This is a genomic window from Helicobacter cappadocius, from assembly GCF_030688855.1.
GTDB classification, from domain to species: domain Bacteria; phylum Campylobacterota; class Campylobacteria; order Campylobacterales; family Helicobacteraceae; genus Helicobacter_J; species Helicobacter_J cappadocius.
This window is the reverse complement of sequence record NZ_JAUYZK010000001.1, coordinates 72,624-97,498: the sequence shown is the minus strand read 5'-3', so window position 1 is coordinate 97,498 and position 24,875 is coordinate 72,624. Positions and strand designations below refer to the sequence as shown.

General features: G+C 33.6%; 26 protein-coding genes and 1 tRNA gene. 15 read left to right on the top strand and 12 right to left on the bottom strand.

What is annotated here, in order from left to right:
- Positions 1–5: 5 nt before the first annotated feature.
- The 6 genes from ilvC to ruvX are packed head-to-tail and all read left to right on the top strand — an operon-like array spanning position 6 to position 4,229.
- Positions 6–1,031: a ketol-acid reductoisomerase gene (ilvC, locus tag Q5I06_RS00470; RefSeq protein WP_305516237.1), complete on the top strand. Its 1,026-nt coding sequence runs from the start codon at positions 6–8 to the stop codon at positions 1,029–1,031.
- 8 nt (positions 1,032–1,039) lie between these two features.
- Entirely contained in the window at positions 1,040–1,846 is an 807-nt protein-coding gene (gene minD, locus Q5I06_RS00465; protein ID WP_305516236.1) for a septum site-determining protein MinD, read from the top strand.
- Entirely contained in the window at positions 1,843–2,076 is a 234-nt protein-coding gene (gene minE, locus Q5I06_RS00460) for a cell division topological specificity factor MinE (protein WP_305516235.1), read from the top strand. The genes minD and minE overlap by 4 nt, the downstream gene beginning before the upstream one ends.
- Complete coding sequence (locus Q5I06_RS00455) at positions 2,076–3,041, top strand: divergent polysaccharide deacetylase family protein (protein WP_305516234.1); 966 nt, start codon at positions 2,076–2,078, stop codon at positions 3,039–3,041. The genes minE and Q5I06_RS00455 overlap by 1 nt, the downstream gene beginning before the upstream one ends.
- The gene (dprA, locus tag Q5I06_RS00450; protein ID WP_305516233.1) at positions 3,031–3,825 is read left to right on the top strand and encodes a DNA-processing protein DprA; all 795 of its coding nucleotides are present in this window, start codon (positions 3,031–3,033) and stop codon (positions 3,823–3,825) included. Before Q5I06_RS00455 ends, dprA begins: the two co-directional genes overlap by 11 nt.
- Entirely contained in the window at positions 3,822–4,229 is a 408-nt protein-coding gene (ruvX, locus tag Q5I06_RS00445; protein WP_305516232.1) for a Holliday junction resolvase RuvX, read from the top strand. Before dprA ends, ruvX begins: the two co-directional genes overlap by 4 nt.
- A gap of 23 nt (positions 4,230–4,252) precedes the next feature.
- Here ruvX and Q5I06_RS00440 read toward each other — a convergent pair whose 3' ends face one another.
- The gene (locus tag Q5I06_RS00440; protein WP_305516231.1) at positions 4,253–5,086 is read right to left on the bottom strand and encodes a flagellar hook-basal body protein; all 834 of its coding nucleotides are present in this window, start codon (positions 5,084–5,086) and stop codon (positions 4,253–4,255) included.
- A gap of 136 nt (positions 5,087–5,222) precedes the next feature.
- Between Q5I06_RS00440 and Q5I06_RS00435 the strand changes: the two genes are divergently transcribed.
- On the top strand, positions 5,223–5,801 hold the full coding sequence (locus tag Q5I06_RS00435; protein WP_305516230.1) for a DedA family protein: 579 nt from the start codon (positions 5,223–5,225) through the stop codon (positions 5,799–5,801).
- Between the two features lie 63 nt (positions 5,802–5,864).
- Positions 5,865–6,365, top strand: a complete 501-nt coding sequence (locus tag Q5I06_RS00430) for a flavodoxin (protein WP_305516229.1) — start codon at positions 5,865–5,867, stop codon at positions 6,363–6,365.
- 15 nt (positions 6,366–6,380) lie between these two features.
- Here Q5I06_RS00430 and Q5I06_RS00425 read toward each other — a convergent pair whose 3' ends face one another.
- The 4 genes from Q5I06_RS00425 to Q5I06_RS00410 form a co-directional block, all read right to left on the bottom strand.
- A complete protein-coding gene (locus Q5I06_RS00425; protein ID WP_305516228.1) occupies positions 6,381–7,208 on the bottom strand; it encodes a prephenate dehydrogenase in 828 nt (275 codons plus the stop codon).
- A gap of 50 nt (positions 7,209–7,258) precedes the next feature.
- The gene (locus tag Q5I06_RS00420; protein WP_305516227.1) at positions 7,259–8,467 is read right to left on the bottom strand and encodes a pyridoxal phosphate-dependent aminotransferase; all 1,209 of its coding nucleotides are present in this window, start codon (positions 8,465–8,467) and stop codon (positions 7,259–7,261) included.
- A gap of 188 nt (positions 8,468–8,655) precedes the next feature.
- Positions 8,656–11,058 (bottom strand): endopeptidase La, encoded by a 2,403-nt coding sequence (gene lon / locus Q5I06_RS00415; RefSeq protein WP_305516226.1) that lies wholly within the window; start codon positions 11,056–11,058, stop codon positions 8,656–8,658.
- An 8-nt stretch (positions 11,059–11,066) separates the two neighbouring features.
- Positions 11,067–11,708 carry an outer membrane protein assembly factor BamD gene (locus Q5I06_RS00410; RefSeq protein WP_305516225.1) on the bottom strand — a complete coding sequence of 214 codons (642 nt, stop codon included), beginning with the start codon at positions 11,706–11,708 and terminating at the stop codon, positions 11,067–11,069.
- 189 nt (positions 11,709–11,897) lie between these two features.
- Between Q5I06_RS00410 and fliW the strand changes: the two genes are divergently transcribed.
- Both fliW and proC read left to right on the top strand, forming a co-directional pair.
- A complete protein-coding gene (gene fliW / locus Q5I06_RS00405) occupies positions 11,898–12,293 on the top strand; it encodes a flagellar assembly protein FliW (protein ID WP_305516224.1) in 396 nt (131 codons plus the stop codon).
- A 133-nt stretch (positions 12,294–12,426) separates the two neighbouring features.
- Entirely contained in the window at positions 12,427–13,209 is a 783-nt protein-coding gene (gene proC / locus Q5I06_RS00400) for a pyrroline-5-carboxylate reductase (protein ID WP_305516223.1), read from the top strand.
- Here the strand turns inward: proC and Q5I06_RS00395 are convergent.
- Positions 13,206–14,126: a PDC sensor domain-containing protein gene (locus Q5I06_RS00395; RefSeq protein WP_305516222.1), complete on the bottom strand. Its 921-nt coding sequence runs from the start codon at positions 14,124–14,126 to the stop codon at positions 13,206–13,208. The genes proC and Q5I06_RS00395 overlap by 4 nt on opposite strands.
- Before the next feature lie 134 nt (positions 14,127–14,260).
- Between Q5I06_RS00395 and mraY the strand changes: the two genes are divergently transcribed.
- The 4 genes from mraY (at position 14,261) to Q5I06_RS00375 (ending at position 19,440) form a co-directional block, all read left to right on the top strand.
- Entirely contained in the window at positions 14,261–15,322 is a 1,062-nt protein-coding gene (mraY, locus tag Q5I06_RS00390; protein ID WP_305516221.1) for a phospho-N-acetylmuramoyl-pentapeptide-transferase, read from the top strand.
- Positions 15,323–15,327: 5 nt separating this feature from the next.
- Entirely contained in the window at positions 15,328–16,593 is a 1,266-nt protein-coding gene (gene murD, locus Q5I06_RS00385) for a UDP-N-acetylmuramoyl-L-alanine--D-glutamate ligase (protein WP_305516220.1), read from the top strand.
- On the top strand, positions 16,593–18,449 hold the full coding sequence (locus Q5I06_RS00380) for a mechanosensitive ion channel domain-containing protein (protein WP_305516219.1): 1,857 nt from the start codon (positions 16,593–16,595) through the stop codon (positions 18,447–18,449). Before murD ends, Q5I06_RS00380 begins: the two co-directional genes overlap by 1 nt.
- Before the next feature lie 94 nt (positions 18,450–18,543).
- On the top strand, positions 18,544–19,440 hold the full coding sequence (locus Q5I06_RS00375; RefSeq protein ID WP_305516218.1) for a homoserine O-succinyltransferase: 897 nt from the start codon (positions 18,544–18,546) through the stop codon (positions 19,438–19,440).
- Between the two features lie 5 nt (positions 19,441–19,445).
- Here Q5I06_RS00375 and Q5I06_RS00370 read toward each other — a convergent pair whose 3' ends face one another.
- Positions 19,446–20,201, bottom strand: a complete 756-nt coding sequence (locus tag Q5I06_RS00370; RefSeq protein WP_305516217.1) for an exodeoxyribonuclease III — start codon at positions 20,199–20,201, stop codon at positions 19,446–19,448.
- 132 nt (positions 20,202–20,333) lie between these two features.
- On the opposite strand from Q5I06_RS00370, the gene Q5I06_RS00365 reads away from it, so the two are divergent.
- Positions 20,334–20,409 (top strand) — tRNA-Phe (locus Q5I06_RS00365).
- Between the two features lie 40 nt (positions 20,410–20,449).
- Here the strand turns inward: Q5I06_RS00365 and Q5I06_RS00360 are convergent.
- The 5 genes from Q5I06_RS00360 to argF form a co-directional block, all read right to left on the bottom strand.
- Positions 20,450–20,623, bottom strand: coding sequence for a hypothetical protein (locus Q5I06_RS00360; RefSeq protein WP_305516216.1), 174 nt, complete (start codon positions 20,621–20,623; stop codon positions 20,450–20,452).
- Positions 20,624–20,732: 109 nt separating this feature from the next.
- On the bottom strand, positions 20,733–22,019 hold the full coding sequence (locus Q5I06_RS00355; protein ID WP_305516215.1) for a (Fe-S)-binding protein: 1,287 nt from the start codon (positions 22,017–22,019) through the stop codon (positions 20,733–20,735).
- Complete coding sequence (gene hemN, locus Q5I06_RS00350; protein WP_305516214.1) at positions 22,016–23,404, bottom strand: oxygen-independent coproporphyrinogen III oxidase; 1,389 nt, start codon at positions 23,402–23,404, stop codon at positions 22,016–22,018. Before hemN ends, Q5I06_RS00355 begins: the two co-directional genes overlap by 4 nt.
- The gene (locus Q5I06_RS00345; protein ID WP_305516213.1) at positions 23,405–23,890 is read right to left on the bottom strand and encodes a DUF2603 domain-containing protein; all 486 of its coding nucleotides are present in this window, start codon (positions 23,888–23,890) and stop codon (positions 23,405–23,407) included.
- The gene (gene argF, locus Q5I06_RS00340; protein WP_305516212.1) at positions 23,866–24,822 is read right to left on the bottom strand and encodes an ornithine carbamoyltransferase; all 957 of its coding nucleotides are present in this window, start codon (positions 24,820–24,822) and stop codon (positions 23,866–23,868) included. The genes Q5I06_RS00345 and argF overlap by 25 nt, the downstream gene beginning before the upstream one ends.
- Between the last annotated feature and the right edge of the window lie 53 nt (positions 24,823–24,875).

Sequence of the window (24,875 nt, the reverse complement as noted above, 5' to 3'; positions counted from 1 at the left end):
ACAAAATGGCATTAAGAGTCTATTATGATAAAGATTGTAACTTAGGGTTGATACAGAAAAAAAAGGTGGCTATTATTGGGTTTGGTTCTCAAGGACACGCTCATGCTGAAAATCTAAAAGATAGTGGAGTAGAGGTTGCTGTTGGACTCTATAAAGGTAGCAAAAGTTGGCAAAAAGCTGAGGCAAAAAATCTTAGAGTTCTTGAAGTGAGTGAGGCAACAAAGTGGGCAGATGTTGTTATGATACTTATTCCTGATGAACTTCAAGCTGATGTTTTTAAAAAAGACATCGCACCTAATCTCAAGGAAGATAAAATAATTGCTTTTGGACACGGGTTTAATATTCATTTCAAACAAATTCAAGCACCTGCTGGAGTGGGCGTGATTATGATAGCTCCAAAAGCACCTGGACATACCGTAAGGAGTGAGTTTGTAGCTGGTGGAGGTATTCCTGATCTTATAGCAGTAGAACAAGATACTAGCAAGGGTGATGCTAAAGATATTGCTCTTAGTTATGCCTGTGCTATTGGTGGGGGAAGAAGTGGGATTATCGAAACTACATTCAAAGATGAAACTGAAACAGATTTATTTGGAGAACAGGCTGTATTATGCGGTGGCGTGAGTGCTTTAGTAAAAGCAGGATTTGAAACTCTTGTGGAGGCAGGTTATCCTGAAGAAATGGCTTATTTTGAGTGTTTGCACGAGTTAAAACTTATCGTAGATTTGATTTATCAAGGAGGTTTGGCTGATATGAGATATTCTATTTCAAATACCGCTGAATATGGAGATATGGTAAGTGGTCCTAGAGTTATTACAGAAAAAACAAAAGAAGCAATGAAAGAAATACTCAAAGACATTCAAGATGGTCAATTTGCAAAAGATTTTATTCTTGAACGCAAGGCAGGTTATGCTAGAATGAATGCAGAGAGAAGAAACCTCAGCGAACATCCAATAGAAAAAGTAGGCGAGAGACTTCGATCAATGATGCCTTGGATAGGTTCAAATAAACTTATTGACAAGAGCAAAAACTAAGGATGGCAATGGGCGAAGTGATCACTATAACCTCTGGCAAGGGTGGAGTTGGAAAAAGTACAGCAACTGCCAATATTGCCGTAGGATTGGCACAAAATGGCAAAAAAGTAGTTGCTGTAGATTTTGATATTGGATTACGAAATCTAGACATGATTTTGGGGCTTGAAAATCGCATTGTTTATGATGTTGTAGATGTTATGGAAGGTAAATGCAATCTCTCTCAAGCACTCATAAATGATAAGAGAAGCAAAAGTTTATATTTTCTTCCTGCTTCACAAAGCAAAGATAAAGATATATTAAATAAAGAGAAAGTCAAAATTCTAATTGAAGATTTAAAAAAGGATTTTGATTATGTTTTGCTAGATTCTCCCGCGGGTATTGAAAGTGGTTTTGAGCATTCTATTTTTTGGGCTGATCGTGCTCTTGTAATAGTGACTCCAGAAGTAAGTTCGGTCAGAGATAGCGATCGCGTGATTGGAATCATTGATGCAAAATCTGATAAGGCTAAAAATGGCTCGGAGGTTCAAAAACATATTATTATTAATCGTCTTAAGCCTGAATTAGTGCAAAGAGGTGAAATGCTTTCAAATGAAGATGTTTTAAATATTCTTGCTCTTCCTCTTATTGGGTTGGTTCCTGAAGATAATAAGGTTGTCTCAGCTACAAACTCTGGAGAACCTGTGATTTATACCAATAGTCCAAGCGGAGAAGCGTATAAGAGGATCGTGAATCGAATATTGGGAAACGAGGTAGCATTTCCAGAATTTAAGTCACAAAGTGGCTTTGTTGGTGTATTTAAGAGGTTATTTCAATGAGTTTGATTGCAAAATGGTTTGGAAATGATGGAAGTGCAAGAACTGCTAGAGATAGGCTTAAGATTGTTTTAGCACATGAACGTAGCGTAAAACTCCCATATATGGACGATATGAAACGCGAAATTCTAGAAGTTGTACAGAAATATACCAAAGCTTCAAAGATTGATATTAGAGCTGATTCTAACCAGAACATTGATACACTAGAGGTAGAGATTCTTTTAGGTAAGTGATGAAAAAAAAGTTTGTTTTAGTTCTAGTGGTTTTTTTGGGTATTTTAGGTTGTTTGAGTGGATATTTAGCCTATAAAAATAGTTTTCATAACTTGATTTTGGCTAAAGAGGGTATCCAAAAAACACCTAATACAACTTCAAGTTTTTCCTCATATGATAATCCTGATTTTTTAAATAATAGAGATTTTGGAGAAAACTTTATAGATGACAAGCAAGTAGATTTTCAAAAATCTACTCCAAGCAATACCCTAGAGATTTCTAAAAAAACTCAAGATTTTATTCTCCCCGTATCTACAAAAAAACCCAAGATGGCTATTATTATGGATGACATGGCATATCCTTCACAATTGCAATCTCTTCATCATCTAGGACTGAAAATTACTCCTTCATTTTTCCCTTACAATCTGGACAATAAGCTAACGCCCAAAATGGCAAGTAAAGAGACATTTTATATGGTGCATTTGCCTTTAGAGGCATTGCATTTTTATCAAAGTCCGCATAGATGGATAAAAGTTGGAGAAAAAAAATCGCATATAGAGGAATATATTAAGCAAATTAAGCACGATTTTCCTAAATTGCAATTTATTAATAATCACACAGGAAGCAAATTTACAGCAAGTTATGAAGATATGAAAAATCTAATAGACATTTTACGAAAATATGACATTGATTTTTTGGATTCTAGGACCACGATTCAGACAAAAGCACCTCAAATCTATGCAGAAATAAAAAGACCTTTACTTTCAAGAAAGATTTTTTTAGACAATAAAGACTCTGTAAGTGATATTGTTATTCAAATAAAAAAGGCTATCAAAAAGGCTAAAAAAGATGGTTATGTTATTGCTATTTGTCATCCACATAAAAATACTTTTAGAGCTTTAGAGATTTCAAAACAAAACCTTCTGCAAGAGGTTGATCTTGTATATATAAAAGATATTCAAAAGATGCTTTTTGATGAAAAGTAACTTTAGCTTTAAGCCATTAGATTCTATGCCAGAAGCTTTTAAAAAGCTCAAAAAAACTCCAAAAAATATTTATTATACAGGCAATATAAAGTTGCTTGATGCTGCTTTGAAAATTGCTATTGTTGGTACGCGTCGTCCAAGCACTTATACGAAAAATTTTACCCTCACTATCGCGAAAAAAATTTCTCAAAATAAGGCGGTAGTTGTAAGCGGAGGAGCATTGGGCGTAGATATTGTTTCTCAAAATGCTGCCTTGCCTAATACAATCATGATCTCTCCTTCAAGCATAGATATTATCTATCCTTCAGCCAATGCAGCTATTATTAATAAAATTGCTGAGCAAGGACTTATTTTAAGTGAATATGAAAAAGAATATATGCCTAGAGATTATTCATTTATAGAACGAAATAGGCTTGTGATTGCTTTGAGTGATTTTGTGATCATTCCTGAGGCAAGTATGGCTAGTGGTTCGATGCAGAGTGCAAAAATCGCAAAAGATTTAAACAAGCCCATCTTTGTTTTTCCTCAACGACTTGATGAAAGTTCAGGCACGAATTATTTATTGCAAAACTCCTTAGCACAGGTAATTTATGATATTGATGGGTTTATAAAAATGATTTTTGGTGATAATGTGAACAATACTCAAAATGATGAAATTTTATTATTTTGTAAAAATATGCCAACATTTGAAGAGGCTTATTTGCAATATGGCGAGAGAGTTTTAGAGTATGAATTGGAAGGCAAACTTATAAGAGAGAATGGATTGTTGCGAGTGAATATATGATAGCTTGTTGTGATGTGGGGCTTAAAAAAATAGGTTTGGCTATTTGTCTTAATAATATTGTTTTGCCATTAGATCCGATTTTAAGGAAAAATCGAAATCAAGCGAGTTTAGAACTTAGGGATTTTCTCACAAAAAAAGGAATAAAAACTCTCGTAGTGGGATTGCCAAGTGGTGGTACTCCAGGTTATGAAGATACAAGAAGTAGAATCAAACATTTTATAACTTTGGTGGAATTTGCAGGAGAGATTGTCTTTGTCAATGAGGATTATTCTTCTCTTGAAGCTTTTGAAGAAATATCACATATGCGAAGAAAATCTAAAATACAAGCTCAAAAGAACGGGAAGCTAGACTCTATTGCTGCATGTAAAATATTACAGAGATTTTTAGAGTTGCCTAAAGAATAGAAAACTTATCTGTGTTTTTCTTCTTATGCTCTTGTAGCTAGTTTGCTGATAGCTTCTGTGTTGAGGTCATCCATGTGTGTTTTGAGGACTTTTGAATACATATCTACTAAGCGATTAGTTTCAATAAGATTACTCATTTCTATCACAGCATTTACATTGCTTTTTTCAACATAGTGCTGATAGAGTGCATTTGGAGTGATGAGATTTTCTCTCTCATTGAGTCTATTTTCTGGATACTCATAGAGATTTTTTCCTACTTTCTTTAGATATTTTGGGTTTGCAAAACTAACAATAGCAATCGATCCTGCCGCTAGAGGTTCGGCTATATTTTCATTAGCAGTGTCTCTGAAGTATAAGTTTCCATTTTTATCTGCTTCTACTTCCATACTCTGAGGAATTAGAATGCCTCCTTGGTTATCTAAGCCTACTCTACTTAAAACCTGATAGCCTTCTTTGGTGCTAAGTGTTCCATCTGTGCCAATAGTAAAACTACCATCACGCGTGTATCTAACACCATTTGGAGTTTGAACCGCAAAATACGCGTTTTCCTTATCGAGAGCAAAATCTAGCGGATTCTCTGTCCTGCTCATAGCCCCGATGCTTTTATCGGTATATTCTTCAGAAATAATAGGTACTCTATCGAGATTTCTATTGATATATTTTGCCGCCTCGCGAGTTTGATTTTTTAGTGGAAGGGTTTCTTGATGGGTTTGATAAAGCCTCAAAAAATCTCCGATAACAACATCATCACGTTTAAATGAATTGGTATTAAGGTTGGCGAGATTGTTTGAAATAATATCAAGTCTATTGAACTGTGTAACCATGCCACCAGTAGCTGAATAATATCCACTTTGCATTTTGATACCCTTATTTTGTTTGTTGCTTCAGTGGTAGCAAATTTCATTCCTTCTGTTTTGTAGATGATATTTGTTATCATTTTAAAGATAGAATAAAGCTATTTTTAAATCAATAAAAAACAAAAAAGAAGGACAAATGCAACAAACGATTCAATCATTTCAAGATTCCTATCAGACTTGGGGGTATCTGCTTTTATTTGTTTATTGTATGGGTAGTGGATATGTGGGTATTGTTGTCGCAGGAATACTTAGTTCTTTGGGTAGTATGGATATAGGAATATCTATTATTGTAGCCTTTTTGGGCAACACCTTTGGAAGTAGTATTTTGGCATTTTTGGGCAGATATCAAAAAAATGAAATTCTTAAATATTTTGCCAAACATCGCAGAAAAGTTGCTCTTGTCCATATATGGATGAAAAAATACGGAGTTTGGTTGATATTGTTTAATAAATATATCTATGGAATTAAAACAATTGTTCCCATTGCTATTGGTGTGAGTAAATACAAGATGGGTCAATTTTTGATTTTGAATGCGATAGCATGTCTCATATGGGCATTTTTGATAGGGATGGTTTCGTTTTTTGCTAGTGAGTTTGTGAAAAAGATTTTTTCTTACATTGCAGATAAACCCTATTTGATGCCGATTATTTTTCTTATTCTTTTGGGTATTGTGTGGATTTTGCTGAAAAAAATAAGCAAGAGAGGTTTCAATTAGCTTTTTTATATAAATTTTTTAAGTATAATAGCCTATCTAAAAATAAATTTCAAAGGATAATAGATGAAAAAAGTAGGAATCTTTTATGGAAGTGATAGTGGCAATACACAGACAGTTTGTGAGAAAATTGCTAGTAAGCTCGGTAAAGAAAATACTGAATTAGTTGATGTTGCAAAAGCATCTAAAGATCAACTCTTAGGGTTTGATAATTTGATTTTGGCTAGTTCAACTTATGGCAGTGGTGATCTTCAAACAGATTGGGAAGATTTTATCGGTTCTTTGGACGAAGCAGATTTTTCAGGTAAAACTGTTGCACTCGTAGGTCTTGGTGATCAAGATACTTATAGCGACACATTTTGTGATGCCTTGTATCATTTATATGATAAAGCAAAGGGTGGTAAGCTGATTGGACAAACATCTACAGACGGTTATACTTTTGATGACTCTAAAGCTGTTGATGGCGGAAAATTTGTCGGGTTAGCTATTGATGAAGACAACCAAGATGATATGACAGAAAGTCGTATTGATGCTTGGGTTTCTCAAATTAAATCAAATTTTGCTTGATTTTTAAAACAAAGACTACATAAAGTTTTGAAGCGTATTGGCTTTTGCCATCCACGCTTTGAGATCTTCCCATTTTTCTTCTTCCATAAGTTTTTTTCCGAGCAGTATTTCTTTTTCAAATATATCCAATGATTTCAATACATTTTCTTTGTTTTGTTTGAATATGTCTTTCCACATAATTGGGGAACTTTTTGATATTCTACTCATATCTTTGAATCCACCACCAATAAGTGCAAGTATAGTTTGAGGATTTTCTTGGGAAAGCACCGCATTTGCTAAAGCATAACTGATGATGTGTGGCAAATGACTTATAAGTGCGATATGCCAATCGTGTTCTTTAGAACCCATTTTAATAATTCGCATTCCAATAGATACAAAAATTTCTTTGGCATAAGCTACTTGGAATTCACCACTATCTTCAATATCAGTAAGAATAATGATTTTATTTTTAAATAGATCTTTTAGAGCTGCTTTTGGACCAAAAAATTCTGTCCCACTCATTGGATGGGCACCGATAAAATTTTTTCGCATACGACTTGGAATAGATGAAGCGATTTTTTCTTTAGCTCCCCCTAAATCTATGATGGTGGTATATGGAGATATGTTATCAAATGTTTCAAGAGTTGGGATTATCCCATCTAGCGGAATAGCTAAAAAAATTACATCACATTCTTGAATATTTTTGAGTTCTACACATTCATCAACAAGACCTAGCGATAAAGCTTGTTGATTATGCAAGGGGTTGATGTCATAACCCAAGATGGTTTTAAACATCTTGGTTTCTTGAAGTGCTAATCCCATAGAACCGCCAATCAACCCCAAACCAATAATTCCAGCCTGCATTTTTTATCCTTAAAAAATTGATTAGGAATTATAGCCTATATCTGAAATGATTAAATCCAGCCTTTTTTGGCAAAATTTCTAAGTTCATTTGTAAATGCTCTCATTTCTGCTGGAATGCCAAGAGATATGCGATTCCATTGCGTAAAAGGTGGGAATTCTCTGCCAACCATAATATACCTATCTTGCATTCGTTTTTGGAAAGTTTTGAGATCACCTTTTATTTGATAAAACATAAAATTTGCTTGAGATGGTAGATATTTTATTTTTAGTTCATCAAGCGTATCGCTTAAGATTTTGCGTGAAATTGCATTAGCTTCAATGCTTTTTTTTGCAAACTCTTTATCGTCCAATGAGGCTTCTGCAGCTACAGCAGCCAATGCGTTGATATTGTCTAATTCTACAAAAGCTCGTATTTTTTTGATAAGTTTGGGGGCTCCTATGCCATAGCCTATGCGCAATCCAGCTAGAGCATATATTTTTGAAAAAGTCTTTGTGACAAGAACATTTTCTTGTTTTGCTACTACCCACTTGATGGCACTTTGAAATGTTTTATCATCAACATATTCTCCGTAAGCTTCATCAAAAATAAAAAATACTTGATTTGTTGAGGCTTCTTTTATCCATTTGTCAATATATTTAGATGGAACAATCTTTCCTGTAGGATTGTTTGGGTTACAGATATAAACAATCGAAACTCCCTTGAAGGCTTGGACATTTTGTCTCATTTTATCGATATCTATGCCCATTTCTGAATCTAAGGGAATTTTGACAATAGGAATTCCAAAAGGCTTTGCATACAGTTCTGCATACTCAAAAGTTAGTTCAGGTATTACAAGTTGAACAGGATTATTTTTATTTTTCTGTTCCATAATTAGGGCTTGAATAGCTGCTTGGATTGTCTCTGAAGAACCATTACCTAAAGTAACATTGTCTTGAGTGAGCTTGAATTGGTTTGCAATCTTATCCATTAGTTGCATTCGCGGAGAGTGTGATGAGTATCGAAGGTATCTAAAAGCCTTTGGAAGACGTTTGATAATAGCTTCATGTGCTTTTTTTGACATTCCTAATGAATTTTCATTCGAGGTCAGAATAAGTGGATTGTCTTTTGAAGGCTTGAATATTTCATCAGAGTTTGTTTTCCCATAAACTGGATTTCCCAATCCTCCGCTTAATAAAAGCCCTCCAAATAAAATCGAAGATGTTTTGATTAGATCGCGTCTATCAAGAGAGAGTTCGTCTATTTTTTGATTTTTTTTCATAATCGTCCTTTTTGTTGAGGTTGAGTATATACTACTGCAAATATTTTTTTGGACTATATAAAACAAGGTTAGATCAAAGATATTTTTTTAAGAAGATTTAAAAAAGTAACATCTATAAAAACAGATGGTTTTTATAGATGGACTAGAAAATAGGAGAAAATACTATTTTCTAGCACTGAAAAGAGTTTTTAAACGAGAATTTCTCTAAGAACATCTTCGATTTTATTGACAGCGATAATTTTCATCTCTTTTTTTACTTCTTCAGGTATGTCTTTTAGATCTCTAGTATAGTTTTTTTGAGGTATCAGGGCTGTTTTTATTCCAGCTTTGTGAGCAGCAATGAGTTTTTCTTTAAGTCCCCCGATAGGCAGCACATTTCCTGTGAGCGTCAGTTCTCCGGTCATTGCTACATCAGATCGGGTTTTTTTCTCGCAAAGAATTGAAGCAATTACGCTTGCCATAGCGATTCCAGCACTAGGTCCATCTTTGGGGGTAGCACCTTCAGGAACATGTAAATGAATATCATATAAATTATAGATTTGGGTTTCTTCATCTGTTTTTTTAGATTTCTTTGGTTTTATTGCAGGGGTTTTTATGATCTCTGAGTCAATCAATACTTTAATGACTGAAAAGGCGATCCTGGCGGATTCTTTCATTACATCTCCTAAACTTCCTGTAAGCGTGAGAGTGCCCTTGCCCTTTATTTTGATAGCTTCTAGTTTTAAAACATCGCCACCTACACTTGTCCAAGCAAGTCCATTTACAATGCCAACTTTGTTTTCCTTATCTATGCTGTCGATTTCAAAAACTATTTTGTCAAGATATTCAGGCAGATTTTTCGGAGTGATGATGGTTTTTTTGATCTTATCTTTTGACTCTAAGATTTTTCTCGCACACTTGCGCATAATTGTGGCAATATTTCTACGTAAATTTCTTACCCCAGCTTCACGAGTGTATTTTTCGATGATAAGTTTAATGGCTTCTTGTGTAAAAGAAATTTCCTCACTTTTCAAGGCATGTTTTTTGAGTTCTTGAGGGATAAGGTATTTTTTTGTGATTTCTTCTTTTTCTTGAGGTGTATAGCTTGAAACACTAATAAATTCCATCCTATCTCGCAGTGGAGCAGGTATATTGAAGATATCATTTGCAGTAGCGATAAAAATAACTTGGGAGAGGTCAATATTAAAATTGGTGTAATAATCCCTAAAAGCAACATTTTGCTCTGGGTCTAAAATCTCCAATAGAACACTTGTGGGATCTCCTCGCATACTTCTGCCTACTTTATCTATTTCGTCTAAGACCATAACAGGATTCATCTCTTTAGCCTCAATGAGTCCTTGAATAATTCTTCCTGGCATAGCTCCTAAGTAAGTGCGTCTATGACCACGCAATTCATTGACATCCTCAAGTCCTCCTAGTGCAATCCTAACCAAAGGTCTTTTGATAGCTTTGGCGATAGAGTTTGCCAAACTTGTTTTCCCAACACCTGGAGGACCATAAAAACACAAGATCGTCCCCTTTCCTTTATTGTTAGTCTTATCTCTAAGAGCAAGAAGTTCTCTAATAGCAAAATATTCCACAATACGTTCTTTTGGCTTATTCAAAGAGTAATGATCTAAATTAAGTTGTTTTTGAACATTTTTTATGGATAATTTTTTCTTTCCAATCTTTCCAAATGGAATCTCAAGAACCCATTCGATGTAATTTTGGACGATATTTGCATCAGCACTGTCTTGGTGCATTCTGCTGAGACGGTCTATTTGCTTTTTGACTTCCTTATACGCATCTTCTTCCATAAAAGGCTTGATTTTTTCTAGTTTTTTAAAATATTGATCTATCTCTTCATCTCGTTGTTTATCTACACCAAGCTCTTTTTGAATTTGCTTGAGTTGTTCTTTAAGGAAATATTCTTTATTTATTTGTTCTATCTTATTATGAACCTTGCTCTTGATTTCTTTTTGGAGTTTTTGAGTTTGAGTTTCTTCGATGACAAAATCTATTAAAAGCAAAAGTCTTTCTTCAGTGTCATTGCTAGAAAAAAGCTTGTAAGATTGATCTTTTTTTAGGCGAAGTGCTGAAGCTATAAGATCTACGATTCGATTAGGATCGTCGTTTTCATCTACAGCTTTAAGAAGGTCGGGTGGAAAAAAATGGCTGATATTTGCAAGAGCGATGACTTTTTCGCGTAAAATTGCCATAATAGCATTGATTTTTTCAGGATCATAATCTTTGTAAATAATCACATCTACCAAAGCTTGAAGTGGATTTTCATCTTGTATAGAAATAATCTTTCCTTTTGCAATGCCTTGAAAAAGAAGTTTTACCCTGCCATCAGGGAGAGCAACTTTTCTCATCAAGCTACCGATAACCCCTACGTCATAGAAGCTATTTTGAGATTTTTTCTGTTCCTCAGAATTTTTTGCACAGCTCACAAAAACTAAATCATTCTGTTCTAATGCCTTATTGGCAGCTTTGATATTGGCCTCATCAGTGACAAAAATAGGCGTAATCATAAAAGGATACATAAACGCTTCTTCTTCAATAATAACAGGGATTACGCTGGGAAAACTCCCATAATTACTTATTTGCATCAAATTCCTTACCAGTTAAATATAAACACATACCAAGGGATATGTGATGGTGTTGGGTGGGCTTCTTTTTCGAGATCTTCATCAATTCTATCTAGGTATTTTTGTACAGCTTCTTTTTTATGCTGTTTTTTATAGACATTTGCGATTGCTTTATTGAGTTCATTTTGACCCAGAACGAATTTTACTTGCATATATTCAACATAAGGAATATAACGACTATTAGGATATTTATTTACAAAATCATCTAACGCCTGGATGGTATCTGTAACAAATTCTTGATCCTTGCTTTGATTTTTAAAAGCGTAATAATGCGATTTAAGTTTTAAAAAAGCTATATAATCAGCATTTTTTATTGTCCCATATCTTTTGAGATATTCATCAAAATAAAATTCTGCCAATATATATTCCTCTTGGCTCATATGGGCTTGCCCTAAAATGAGCATGGCATCTGGAAGAAGTGGAGAGTTGATATGTTCGCTTTGAAGCGAAGAGTAATAATTGTCTGCTCCTTCAAGGTTACCAAATTTAATTTCTTTTAAAATACCCTGATACCAATACATAGCTGGTTTGTTGTACTCGGTATTTGTTTTTGCACAGCCGATAAATACAATAATCGGAAGGACTAAACACACAATTTTTCTATAGTTCATAAAACTCCTAGTGCCTATTTTATTGCGAGTTAAAATTGTGCTATTATACCTTATATATTTCAATCATTTTAGAAAATCATAGCGATAAAATTGATTTTTAATTTGAAATTTAGGTAGAATGTGGAGAATTAATGATAAGATTTGCTTAAAATAGTTTAGTAGAATAAGTCAAAATATGAGGTTTAACGAATGATTTTTGATGTGAAATCGCCGATTTTGGGATTTGAAAAAGTCACAAAAATGAAACTAGAAAAGATAGATGATATTTTCATCCGTTTGAGTAATGCAGATGATGAAGTTCCTGTTTTCACTCTTATTAATCCTTTTGTATTGAGGGAATATGAATTTGATGTGCCTGTTGCATTGAAACTTTTGCTTGATCTAGAAAGTAGTAAGAATATATTCACGGCTAATATAATGGTTATTCAGACACCTATTCAAAACTCTACTATTAACTTTCTAGCCCCTGTTATTTTTAATTTTGATAATCATACAATGGGTCAAGTTGTACTAGATAGCTTGAAATATCCTCAGTACGGATTAGCAGAATCCATTTCTAATTATTACCAGTCAGAGCAGAAATAATCCCTTAATCGCTCGATTGATGCGATTTTTTGACTTTTTATTTTTTCTTGTTTTGAAATTCAGAAACCTTTAGAAATTAGCTTGATATTTAAGAAATCTTTTTATAATGAATAAAAATACAGTAAGGATTACAATGAAAAAGACTCTGCTTTTCGTAGGATATGGAAGTATGGCAAAGGCTATTGCTTGTGGAATTGCTAGTAGTGATTTAAAAACAAAGTATGTTATTGAGATTGCGGGTAGAGATCCAAAAAAAGCTCAAAACTTCATAAGAGAAAATCATCTTGAAAATATTGCTACAATACATTCTAACAACTCTTTAATTAATGTGAATGAAAAAATCGTAATGTTATGTGTTAAGCCCTATGCTTTAGGAAATTTTCAATATCAAGGAAACGCAAGTTCAGTTTATAGCGTCATGGCTGGAGTAGATATCGCAACACTCAAAGAACATATTCATTCAAATCACTATGCAAAAGTGATGCCTAATGTTGGAGCTAGGTATCAAAAATCATCGACGGCAGTGTGTGTTCAAGGAGATATTAAAGAAGAAGCTAGTGAAATTTTATCTAGTTTTGGAAAGGCTGTTTTTGTGGATTCTGAAGCTTTGGTAGATGCCTCTATAGCTACTGGAGGAAGTTCCCCAGCATTTTTGGCACTCATTGCACAAGCTTTGGTAGATGCTGGAGTGAGGGAAGGAATCAGAAGAGAGGATGCTTTAAATTTAGTTCGTGCAACTTTTGATGGCTTTGCCCATCTTTTGCTTGAACAAACTCCTGATGAAATTATCTCTTCTATAACAAGTCCAGGCGGAACAACCATAGAAGGTCTTTATGTGTTAGAGGATAAGGCTGTTAGAGGTGCTATTATTTCAGCTTGTCATGAAGCAGTTGCAAAATCAAAGAAGAAACATTAATTTCTTCTTTCATCTCTATCCATTGCTCCATAAGCGAATTTGACATATACCGATAATCCTAATAAAAGCATTGAAACTGCACCGGTAAGATACACAGCGTAAATAATTTTATCAGGTTCGCTGATGGTGAATTTAAATACTAGCATTAATGCTTCTATGGCTAAAGCTATAACAATAGATCCCAAGAAACGAATCATTGTTTTGTGGATTGCCCGATGGTTGTCCCCGCTATTTTTTCCTAAAACTTCCTCTTCAAATATTGCTTTTACTAGATCAAATATCGCAAGTGAAAGTGTGAGTAATATTGTAGATTCAAAGACTTCTTTAATATCAAAGCTTCTGAAGTGAACCGTTGCTGTCCAAAAACTGGCAATACCTTTAATGAAGAGCAATATAGATATAAGAGTTAGCATTGTAGAGAGACAAAAATACATCACGATGCTAAAATTTGCGAAAATGTCATAAAATCTACTAGGGGAACTTATATTAATAGCTTCTTGGAGTGGTATATCGATGCAAACAATAAAAAGTAGTTCGCGATTGTCATTATAAACAGGATAAGAGGAAGTTACTACTAATTTCCCATCAAATCTTGTGGGATATGGATTGGTAATAATACATTTCTGCTCTTTTATGGCTTCATAATAGTAAGCCTTATCGGAAAAATTTTCACCCTCATCATGATGGAAATTTTGGTTGTAGGAAATATTTTCACCTATTTGGTTGCCCTTGGAGTCTAAGATATAAATACAATCAAACGCATGGATTTCGTTTTGTATTTTTTTTGCTGCATATATGATAGAATCCAAACTTGTTCCAGGCATATAGTTCTTGATATTTTGAGTAAAAAGATAGCAGATATATGCTCTGAGTTCATAACGAATTCTTGAGTATGTTACGATGTCTTTTGAGAGCATTCTTTTTTCCTTTCTTTGTTCTTGGATGATATTTTACTACAGGAAGAGGTTTTTTATTCAATAAACCTGAGAAAATAAATCAGTTTTAAGTGAAAACTGATTTATAATTTCAAATCAAAAATTTAGGGATGTCTATGTTGTATTATTTATATTCGGGTTTTGGTATCAATGTTTTTCAATATCTAACCTTTAGAGCCGGAGTGAGTTTTTTCCTAGCATTTTTCTTGTGTGCATTTTTGATGCCTTATTTTATTAAGTGGGCTAAAGCAAAAAAAGCAAATCAACCTATATCAGCCTTTGTTCCCGCTCATCAGTCTAAGGTAAATACTCCTACAATGGGGGGTATTGTGTTTTTATTATCGACTGTTATTGCATCTGTTTTGAGTGTCAAGCTTAATAATTACGTGCTTTTAGGACTTATTGTTTTGATTGCATTTGGCTTTATTGGTGCAAGAGATGATTATATGAAAATCGCAGCAAAAAAAAATAGCGGAATGAGTGCTAGGCTAAAATTTATTCTACTTTTTATCGTTGCAGCACTTGTTTCAATTGCTTTGAGTGCAAATGGATTGGATTCAAGTTTATATATGCCTTTTATGAAAAAACCACTATTTTATTTGGGGGATTATCCAGGTTTGGCGATTGTATTTTGGACTTTGGTATTTTTAGCAACAACTAATGCTGTAAATATTACCGATGGACTTGATGGCTTAGCCACTGTTCCTAGTATTTGTGCATTGTTGTCTCTATCTGTATTTGTTTATATTGCAGGGAATGCAGAACTTTCTAGGTATCTTTTATGGCCTCGGGTAGTTGATGCTGGAGAGCTATTTGTTGTATCGATGGCTTTAATTGGATCGCTTTTTGGATTTTTGTGGTACAACTGTCATCCAGCACAGGTTTTTATGGGAGATAGCGGAAGTTTAGGAATAGGAGGATTTATTGCTTATATGGCTATCGTTTCAAATAATGAAATACTGCTAATTCTTATAGGATCTATTTTTGTGATTGAAACACTTTCTGTTATTCTTCAGGTAGGAAGCTATAAAACGCGCAAAAAGAGAATTTTTTTAATGGCACCTATTCATCATCATTTTGAGGCTAAAGGTTGGGCGGAAAATAAAATTATTGTAAGGTTTTGGTTAATTGCAATTTTGAGTAATATTATTGCATTAATGAGCATTAAGATAAGGTAGAGAGAATGAAAAAAATTTCTATCTTTGGTTATGGAGTTACAACTAAGCCTATCGTGAAATTTTTGGCAAAACAGGATCAAAAATGTGTTATTTTTGATGATAAATTCTCTGAGCAATCTTATGATGAGTTTGGAAATTTGCTTTTGCCTTCTGCTTGTTTTAGGCCAGAAAACTCTGAACTTGAAATCTTAAGTCCGGGTATTCCTCCTTATCATCCACTTATTTTAAAGGCAAAAAATCCTATCAGTGAGTACGATTATTTTTATTCTTTGTTTGATAAGGATTATTCTCCATTAACTGTATGGATCAGTGGAACAAATGGTAAGACCACTACTACCGAGATGCTCACGCTTTTGCTTCAAAACCATAGAGCGAGAAGTGGCGGGAATATTGGTACGCCTCTTGGGGAACTTTTTATGAATAAAGATTCTTTATGGGTATTAGAGAGTAGTTCTTTTAGTATTCATTATACTCAAAAAGCTTATCCAAAACTATATCTATTATTGCCTGTAAGGGAGGATCATATCAGTTGGCACGGGAGTTTTGAAGCATATATGAGGGATAAACTAAAACCGTTAAAACTAATGGATTCTGAAGGCTATGCCATCATTCCAAAAGAACTATCTCAAGCACAAGAAGTAAAGGATTACAAAGGAACAATTATTTTTTATGAGGATTCACAGAGTCTAGCGAAAGAATTAGGAATACAAATAAAAGATATTGAATTTTCAGAACCCTTTTTGCTCGATGGTTTATTGGCACTTTGTGCAAGCAAAGTTTTGTTTGGGATAGCTGATGTAAAAACGCTCAATACATTTAAGATAGGCAAACATCGCATAGAGGAATTCTTAGATATGAACTCTCGTTTATGGGTAGATGATAGCAAAGGAACAAATGTAGATGCTACTTTAGAAGCGATTAAACGTTATAAAAATAAAAAGATTTTTTTGATATTGGGCGGGGATGATAAAGGGGCAGATCAAAGACCAATTTTTGAGCTTATAAAATCCTTCGATATAGAAGTTTTTGGAATCGGAAGCAATGAAGAAAAACTTTTTGATCTTAGTAAGGAGTATGGTGTCAAAATGCACATGTGTGGTCATCTTAAAAATGCAATTGATAATATTAAACAAGCTTTAAAAATAGATAATGTTGCACTTCTATCCCCAGCAGCTGCGAGTTTAGATCAGTTTAGCTCATATAAACAAAGAGGTGAACTTTTTAAGCAATATGTTTTAGAAGATAATTTACAAGATAATAAGGAACTATGATGAAAAAGATTATTCTAGCATTTATTTCGGTGTTTTTTTGTGTATTTTTATTGAGCTCTTTAAAAGCAGATGAAGATTCTAATTTTGTAGATTTGTATGTGATACTCAAACAAATTGATCACATTAATCGCACCCTTGATACATACAAAGATAATCCTCAAAAAGCTAAAGTCTATAATGAACAAAAAATAAATTTGATGAGAGAACTTACTGCAAAAATTACTGATTCTAAAGAAAAGATAGGTATTGATATTTCTCAAAATAAACAAAAGCAAGAAAAAGTAAAGCTTGATATTGAAAAAAATGCTCACATAAGCGATAATTATTCCTTGCTTTTGAATAAAATCTCATTAGATATGTTGATTTTAGATGAACAAATGTATAATGTATTAGAAAAACTTCGCAAAAATCTAGGATTTTTGAGTCAAAAAGAAGATATTATCAATATCATTTCTCCTTATTTGATGAGCTTAGATGAGAAATTGAATACAAAGTTTTTGATTCCTAATGAGCTAAGTGAGAGTCAAAAACAAATTTTGCAAAATCAGCTTGATGAATATAGAGCAAAACTTGAAACTTACACTGAGATATTGACCTATTTTCAGGATCATGCTCAAAATATCCTTCCTAAAAATGAAATAATGAATATAGGAATGGAGAAGATTTTACAAAAAATAGATGATTATATTCCACTTAATACGCATAACTTTATCTTCGCAAAGATTGTTCTATCGCTATTTACATTGATAGTCTTGCTTGCTTGTAGGAAAATTGTAGCGAGAATCGTGCTTAGAATTGTAGATTTTTTTGTGAAATTTACTAGACATAATGAAGAAATTCAAAACAAGATTCGTAACGATATTACAAAGCCCATTTCGTGGTTTTTGCTTTTTTGGAGTATTGATATTTCTTTGGATATTTTATATTACCCTAATATCGTTTCTCCAAGAGTTCAAGTGTGGTTTGGAGTAATATATATTGTTTTATTTGCGTGGTTTATTATTTCATTGTTAAAGGGTTATGGGGGTGCATTTATCTCTAGTATTGCACAGAAAAGTTCTGATGGCTTTCGCAAGGAAGTTATCAATCTGATTTTAAAAATTATCTATTTTATTGTGGTTGTTTTTGCTCTTTTAGCTATCTTGAAACATTTGGGATTTAATATTTCTACAATAGTAGCTTCTTTGGGAATAGGCGGACTAGCTGTTGCTTTGGCTGTTAAAGATATGTTGGCGAATTTTTTTGCATCAGTTATGTTGCTATTTGATAATTCTTTTTCTCAAGGGGATTGGATTGTCTGTGGGGATATTGAGGGGACTGTTGTAGAAATGGGGCTAAGACGCACAACAGTGAGAACTTTTGATAATGCCTTGTTGTTTGTTCCCAACTCAGAACTTGCAAACAAAGCTATTAGAAATTGGAATCGCAGAAAGGTTGGCAGGAGAATGAAGATGAATATAGGACTTACCTATGATTCTCCTCGTGAAAAGTTAGAGAGATGTGTTGTTCAAATTAGAGAGCTACTCACCCATAGTCCTTATATATCTAAATCTGATGACGAACGTGGAGCGATAGAATATCAAGCAGCATTTAAGAAAGATATTGTCTCGATGGATGATTATTTAGGATATAAGAGCACCTTAATGGTTTTTATTGATGAATTTGCACCTAGTTCGATAAATATTCTCATTTATTGTTTTACCAAAACAGTTGCTTGGGCAGAATTTTTGCAAGTTAAAGAGGAGATTATGCTTGAAATAATGAAAATTGTGGAATCCAATGATTTGAGCTTTGCTTTTCCAAGTCAGAGTTTGTATGTTGAAAGCTTACCCTCTACAATGAAAAATCTATCATAAAAAATAAAAGGCATATTTACAATTCTTTTCTATAATAAACACAATATGTGTTTATTATAGATTCTAGATGTCAATCTTATTGAAGGAAGAGATAATGCCAGTGATTATTCCCAAAGATATTCCAGCCTTTAAGATTCTTGATGATGAAAATGTATTTGTGATGTCTTCAAACAGGGCTATGTCTCAGGATATCAGACCTATTGAGATTGCTATTTTTAATCTAATGCCAACCAAAATCAAAACTGAAAGCCAACTCATAAGATTACTTGCCAATTCTCCACTTCAGGTAAATATTACTTTATTTGCAACCAGTTCTTATGAGGGCAAAAACACCCCAAAATCACATTTAGATAAATTTTACAAGAAGTTTGATAAACACAAAAAATTTGATGGATTTATTGTTACTGGAGCTCCTGTAGAGTTGATGGAATATGAAGAGGTAGCTTATTGGGAAGAAATGAAAGAGGTTTTTGATTTTATTGATGCAAATACAAACAGTGCTATTTACATTTGTTGGGGTGCTTTGGCTGGATTGTATTATTACTATGGAATACCTAAAAAAAATTTAAATCAAAAAGTCTTTGGAATTTTTCCTAATAAAAAGATTAGACCACTAGATCCTCTTTTTATGGGTTGTGATGATTTAATATACATGCCTCATTCTAGGCACAGTGAAGTCAATCAAACAAAACTGAAAAATTGTCCAGAACTTCTTGTTTTGTGCGAAAGCCAAGAAGCTGGAGTTGGGATTATAAAATCCAATGACAATAAAAAAATATTTATCATCGGGCATTTAGAATATGACAAAAATACATTAGAGGAAGAATATCAACGCGATAGAAATGCAGATATACAGATAGCAGAGCCTAAAAATTATTTTAAACAATATAATGAAGTCATTATGAACTGGCGATCAGGTGCGAGTTTGATTTTTAGCAATTGGCTTAATTACTATGTGTATCAAATCACTCCTTATGATCTTAACGGATAAGCCTTTTAGAAATCAAGTTCGAGTTCAACTGGACAGTGATCACTACCCATCACTTCAGGATGTATTTTTGCATTTTTTAGTCTCTTTTCTAGAATTTTGGAACATAAAAAATAGTCAATTCTCCAACCCGTATTGTTTTCTCTAGCTTTCCCCATATAGCTCCACCAGCTATAAGCCCCCTGTAAATTTGGATAAAAATATCTGAATGTATCTGTAAAACCTGCTTGTAGTAATTGGGTAAATTTTTCTCTTTCTTCATCAGTAAAACCAGCATTTTTTCGATTAGTCTTTGGGTTTTTTAGATCAATTTCTTGATGAGCTACATTTAAATCACCGCAAATAATAACAGGCTTTTTCTTTTCTAGATTTTTGAGAAATTTTCTAAAATCATCCTCCCATTCCATTCTGTAGGAAAGTCTCTCAAGTTCTCGTTTGGAGTTTGGAGTATAGACATTCACCAAATAAAAATCTTTGTATTCAGCACTAATGATCCGTCCTTCTTTGTCATGATGTTCTATGCCCATATCATAAGTCACCGAAAGTGGTTTAGTTTTTGAGAAGATCACAACCCCTGAGTAACCTTTTTTTTCTGCACTATTCCAATATTCCTCATAGCCTTTAATTTCAAAATCAGCCTGATCTTTTTGCATTTTCGATTCTTGTATGCAGAAAATATCTGCATTTATGAGATTAAAAAAATCCATAAATCCTTTGTTCATACAGGCTCTAAGACCATTTACATTCCAAGATATTAACTTCATATTGATTCCTTTGATTCTAAAGTAAATGTTGGAATTATAGCTTTTTAGACATTACACACAAAATAACTTTATAAAGAGCATATTTAAGTTATTTTTCAAGGGTTTTTGGGAATAATTACACCCTTTATCTTTGGCTTGATAGCTCAGTCGGTAGAGCAGGAGACTGAAAATCTCCGTGTCGGTGGTTCGATTCCGCCTCAAGCCACCACTTTTAATGATCGTTGATCATAATACTCATCTTTTTATTTTTATAATTCATTGATTTCTTTTGTTTTTAGCCAATTGAGTGCTAGGTGGTTGATATTTTCATACCATTGATTTTCATCTTTTGATTTTTCAGCAATTTTTCTTGACATTTCAAATATGTTTTTTATTTGCTCAGGTTTTGGTGCATGTATCGCATTTTTAGAATCAATAATCATTTTTATAAAAGTTTCTAGCGATAACGGGACAATTATAGACTTCCCTCCATAGTGAGAAATCGAGATATTATGTAATGAATAATAATAAGCAATCGTTAATAAAGGAAAATTATTTTCCTAGTGCCTGTGCGATGAGCTCTAATGGATGAGAAAATGTTGCATTTACGCCTAAATTATCCATTGCATTATCTAGTTGCATACGACAAGCACTGCATTCCGCACTCACTATCTGAGCCTTGCTTTCTTTTATCATTTGGGCTTTTGGAATTCCTGCTTTGAGCGTTAAATCATATTTTTCACTCTGCATACTGATACCGCCAAATCCACAACACCTACTTGAATCACTCATTTCTACTAAAGAATAATTTTTTGATAACAAATTTCTAGGCTCTTTGTAAATTTTCAAAACCTTTCGAGCATGACAAGGATCATGATAAGTCAAATTTTTCTCTTGAAATGGTATTTTTTGTAAAATATCTGGAAGTATTGTGCTGTTTTCTAGCCAAAAACTAGCCATTTTCATTTTAGGAGTTAGCTTATTTAATCTTTGTATCCACTGTGGCTCTTCATCCTCAAGAATATGCTTCCAATCCTCTATTAACATAGCTGCACAAGTGGCTTCTGGTATTAAAATAGCATCGATTTTATCGATAAATTCTTCAAAATAAGTAATATTTTTTTTGACAAGGTATTTCACAGTAGCAATATCTCCGGAAAAATAAGCTGGTGCACCGCAACATTCTTGTTTTGGAATCAATGTATCAACCCCTATCTTATCCAAGATAAAAAGCAAACTCTCTCCAACATTGACATAATTATAATTACTCAAACAACCAATAAAAATAGCCACCTTATTATGCGTGAGTTCTCTATTTTTTGAAGTGTTTTTTGAGACAATCTCACCTTTATGCTTTTGCAAAAAACTCTTAGAAGAAAAGGGAAATATAGTTCTCTTACGAACTTTTGGTAGTGAAAATCGCAATGTATTTTTAGTATTAGATGGGTTTTTTTTAAAAATGCATGGAGCAGCAAAATAGACAAAAGAAAAGACAAAATCCATCATTTTTCTATGCCTCAGCAAATAAAAAAATATTTTTTTACTCCAAGAAATACCATATTTTTTTGCAATATCCACACGAATTTTTTCAATCATTACATCCACTGGGAGAGTGTTGGGACAGATTTGCACACAAGTGGTGCATAAGAAACAAGATTCAAAAATATTTTTTGCATTTTTATCAAGCTCCAAATCACCTCTTTCATAAGCACCGAGTAAATCCAAAAAACCTCTAGGAGAGGTGCTTTCATCACGATTAATTTGATAGATTGTGCAACTAGGAATACATTTGCCACATTTCACACAAGCATTGGAAATACTTTTAAAATCTATACTCATACGCTTTTACTGAATCTTCTTTGAGTGGCAGGGATTTTTTGAAGATATTCATCAAATACCATCGCGATATTCCTAATAAGCATTCCACCTGTTGGAGTTGTATAAATACCTTCTTTTGTGATATTTAAAAGATCTGATTGAACATACTCGCTAAGCTCTTGTAATTCTGCTTTGAAATAATCTGTGAAATTGATATGAAATTTTTCCTCTATGGTTTTAAAATCCAATTTAAGATTATTCATTAACCCCATAATAACCTCTTTTCGAAGAATATCCTCATTACTCAATCTAATCCCGCGCTCTACTGGTAATACTCCATTGTCAATCGCTTTTTCATAACTTTCCATATCTTTGTAATTTTGAGTGTAATAATCCTTGCCTTCACCAATACTTGTAAGTCCAATGCCAATAGTTTGCGAAAATCCTCGCGTAGTGTATCCCTGAAAATTCCTGCGAAGTTCGCCTTCTATACTTGCCTTATAGAGTTCGTCGGTAGTTTTTGCAAAATGATCCATCCCTATCATTTTATAACCCATTTTTTCCAAAAATGCAATGGTATGTTCCAATATTCTAAGTTTCTCATCAGGTGTAGGAAGTGTGGTTTCATCAATTTTTCGCATCGTTTTTTTCATCCAAGGAACATGAGCATAATTAAAAACTGCCAAACGATCGGGCGAGAGATCGACAACTTTTTGGAGTGTTTCTTCAAAACTTTCATATGTTTGCAATGGTAAGCCATAAATCAAATCAAAATTAATCGAAGAAATTCCAAAGCTTCTAGCAATATCCACTGCACGGCTTACAAAATCGACACTTTGTTTGCGATGAACAGCCTCTTGGACTTTGTCATCAAAATCCTGTACTCCAAAACTCAGTCGATTAAATCCACTATTTTTCAAAACCTCCATCTGATCTTCGCTGAAGTGTCTAGGATCAATCTCACAGCTTACTTCAGCATTTTTGGAAAAGTTTGGAAATGTATTCTTGACTAAATCAATAACCTCTTTTAATTGTCTGGCGTCAAAAAAAGTAGGAGTTCCTCCACCAAAGTGAAATTGCACCACCTCACGATTTGTATTCATATATTTTTTGAGAATTTCAAGTTCTTTTTTTAGATAGCCAATGTATCGGTCTTTTTTTTCTTCTTTGCTCGTGTATATCACATTGCATCCACAAAAATAACATGCACTTCTACAAAAAGGCAGATGCACATATAAGGAAAGTGGAAGCTTGTGCTGGGAATAGGCATCAATATTATCATTACGGATAAAAGAATCTTTCAATGCCTTATCATCAAAACTTGGCACAAACTCTACTGCGGTAGGGTAGCTAGTATATCGTGGAGCGGACTTTGAATATTTGACAAATTTTTTGAAGTCTATCATTTAGGAGTCACCATTTGATTTTTGTTTGCGAAAATACTCATCAATATTGAAGAATAAATTAGGATACTCTTTCTTTATTTGATTGACAAAAGATCGTGTATCAATCTTAGGCAAAGTCCCATCACTTTTACGATATTTCTCAAGCTTGGTATTTGCCACTGCTTTAACATCATCAAAGTCAATGGGAGTGTGAATGATAATATCTCTTTCGATTTCTACCTTTAGTTTGTCTTCATATGCCTTCTTGATAGTCAGAATAATTCCCTTAAGCACAGATTCTGGAACTACTACATATTCGTTATTTTCTTCATCTTTTACAAACCACGCTTCCTTAGGGCTGAATTCACCCTTTTGAAGCTCTAAAAGCATTTTTGTGCTATCTATTTTTCTAGCATTAATATGATTATTTTGAAAATCTAATCCACGATACAAACCCTCATTATTGCTTGAATTTAAATGTTTTATATTCTGTTTTGATGTAGCCATACCATAATTCCTTTTTGTGCATGAAGCCGATTTTGAGCTTCTTTGAACACTCTGCTTTGGTGACCCTCTACGACACTATCGGTAACTTCTTGATCTCGATAAGCAGGAAAGCAATGTAAAAAAATTGCATTTTTATCTGCTAAAGACATTAAATCATCATTCACACAATAATCTTTAAATACCTTTTTTCTTTCCTCTTTTTCATCTTCTTGACCCATTGATGCCCAAGTATCGGTTGTAACGACATTAGATCCTTGCACAGCTTCTTTTGGGGAATGAGTGATGGTTATTTTTGCACCACTTATTTGAGCGAATTTCATCGCATCTTCTAGGACTTTTGTATCTGGCATATATCCATCAGGAGAAGCAATAGAAATATCAAACCCTAATTTAGAAGCCAACATAAGCCAAGAATTTGCCATATTATTACCATCTCCGATATAAGCAACTTTTGGGGTTGCAATATGGAGATTATCATACCTTCTATCCTGAAGATAAATTCCACATTCTATCATTGTCAAATAATCTGTAATAAGCTGTGCTGGATGAAATAAATCACTCAAACCACTAATAACAGGCACGGGAGAATAAGCTGCAAATTCTTCGAGTCTCTCTTGTGCATAGGTACGCAACATTATCATATCCACCATTGATCCAATAGCCCTTGCACTATCTTTGATAGGCTCTCCTCTTCCAAGTTGAATATCCTTGCTGGAGAGAAACATTCCCATCCCTCCGAGCTGATATATTCCTGCTTCAAAGCTCACTCTAGTTCGGGTGGAATTTTTTTCAAAAATCATTGCTAAAATCTTATCTTTCATCAGTGGCGTAGATTTTCCTTGAAGAAAATCTTTTTTAATGCTGATGGCAATATCTACTATATCAAGGATTTCTTCTTTTGTAAAATCCTTTAATGTCAAAAAATGTCTCATAGCCAACCCCTTAAATCACAGATGAACTGCAATGAGTTTAATTTTATCCTTTA

Bases quoted from the DNA above. Each gene is read 5' to 3' on its own strand.
- Q5I06_RS00440 (WP_305516231.1), bottom strand. From the start codon at position 5,086: ATGCAAAGTGGATATTATTCAGCTACTGGTGGCATGGTTACACAGTTC.
- Q5I06_RS00395 (WP_305516222.1), bottom strand. From the start codon at position 14,126: ATGCTCTCAAAAGACATCGTAACATACTCAAGAATTCGTTATGAACTC.
- proC (WP_305516223.1), top strand. From the start codon at position 12,427: ATGAAAAAGACTCTGCTTTTCGTAGGATATGGAAGTATGGCAAAGGCT.
- Q5I06_RS00420 (WP_305516227.1), bottom strand. From the start codon at position 8,467: ATGAAAAAAAATCAAAAAATAGACGAACTCTCTCTTGATAGACGCGAT.
- Q5I06_RS00355 (WP_305516215.1), bottom strand. From the start codon at position 22,019: ATGAGTATAGATTTTAAAAGTATTTCCAATGCTTGTGTGAAATGTGGC.
- Q5I06_RS00425 (WP_305516228.1), bottom strand. From the start codon at position 7,208: ATGCAGGCTGGAATTATTGGTTTGGGGTTGATTGGCGGTTCTATGGGA.
- minE (WP_305516235.1), top strand. From the start codon at position 1,843: ATGAGTTTGATTGCAAAATGGTTTGGAAATGATGGAAGTGCAAGAACT.
- Q5I06_RS00410 (WP_305516225.1), bottom strand. From the start codon at position 11,708: ATGAACTATAGAAAAATTGTGTGTTTAGTCCTTCCGATTATTGTATTT.
- Q5I06_RS00435 (WP_305516230.1), top strand. From the start codon at position 5,223: ATGCAACAAACGATTCAATCATTTCAAGATTCCTATCAGACTTGGGGG.
- dprA (WP_305516233.1), top strand. From the start codon at position 3,031: ATGAAAAGTAACTTTAGCTTTAAGCCATTAGATTCTATGCCAGAAGCT.
- Q5I06_RS00345 (WP_305516213.1), bottom strand. From the start codon at position 23,890: ATGGCTACATCAAAACAGAATATAAAACATTTAAATTCAAGCAATAAT.
- Q5I06_RS00370 (WP_305516217.1), bottom strand. From the start codon at position 20,201: ATGAAGTTAATATCTTGGAATGTAAATGGTCTTAGAGCCTGTATGAAC.
- Q5I06_RS00360 (WP_305516216.1), bottom strand. From the start codon at position 20,623: ATGATTATTGATTCTAAAAATGCGATACATGCACCAAAACCTGAGCAA.
- Q5I06_RS00455 (WP_305516234.1), top strand. From the start codon at position 2,076: ATGAAAAAAAAGTTTGTTTTAGTTCTAGTGGTTTTTTTGGGTATTTTA.
- Q5I06_RS00430 (WP_305516229.1), top strand. From the start codon at position 5,865: ATGAAAAAAGTAGGAATCTTTTATGGAAGTGATAGTGGCAATACACAG.
- hemN (WP_305516214.1), bottom strand. From the start codon at position 23,404: ATGATAGACTTCAAAAAATTTGTCAAATATTCAAAGTCCGCTCCACGA.
- mraY (WP_305516221.1), top strand. From the start codon at position 14,261: ATGTTGTATTATTTATATTCGGGTTTTGGTATCAATGTTTTTCAATAT.
- minD (WP_305516236.1), top strand. From the start codon at position 1,040: ATGGGCGAAGTGATCACTATAACCTCTGGCAAGGGTGGAGTTGGAAAA.
- fliW (WP_305516224.1), top strand. From the start codon at position 11,898: ATGATTTTTGATGTGAAATCGCCGATTTTGGGATTTGAAAAAGTCACA.
- lon (WP_305516226.1), bottom strand. From the start codon at position 11,058: ATGCAAATAAGTAATTATGGGAGTTTTCCCAGCGTAATCCCTGTTATT.
- Q5I06_RS00380 (WP_305516219.1), top strand. From the start codon at position 16,593: ATGAAAAAGATTATTCTAGCATTTATTTCGGTGTTTTTTTGTGTATTT.
- ilvC (WP_305516237.1), top strand. From the start codon at position 6: ATGGCATTAAGAGTCTATTATGATAAAGATTGTAACTTAGGGTTGATA.
- murD (WP_305516220.1), top strand. From the start codon at position 15,328: ATGAAAAAAATTTCTATCTTTGGTTATGGAGTTACAACTAAGCCTATC.
- ruvX (WP_305516232.1), top strand. From the start codon at position 3,822: ATGATAGCTTGTTGTGATGTGGGGCTTAAAAAAATAGGTTTGGCTATT.
- argF (WP_305516212.1), bottom strand. From the start codon at position 24,822: ATGAGACATTTTTTGACATTAAAGGATTTTACAAAAGAAGAAATCCTT.
- Q5I06_RS00375 (WP_305516218.1), top strand. From the start codon at position 18,544: ATGCCAGTGATTATTCCCAAAGATATTCCAGCCTTTAAGATTCTTGAT.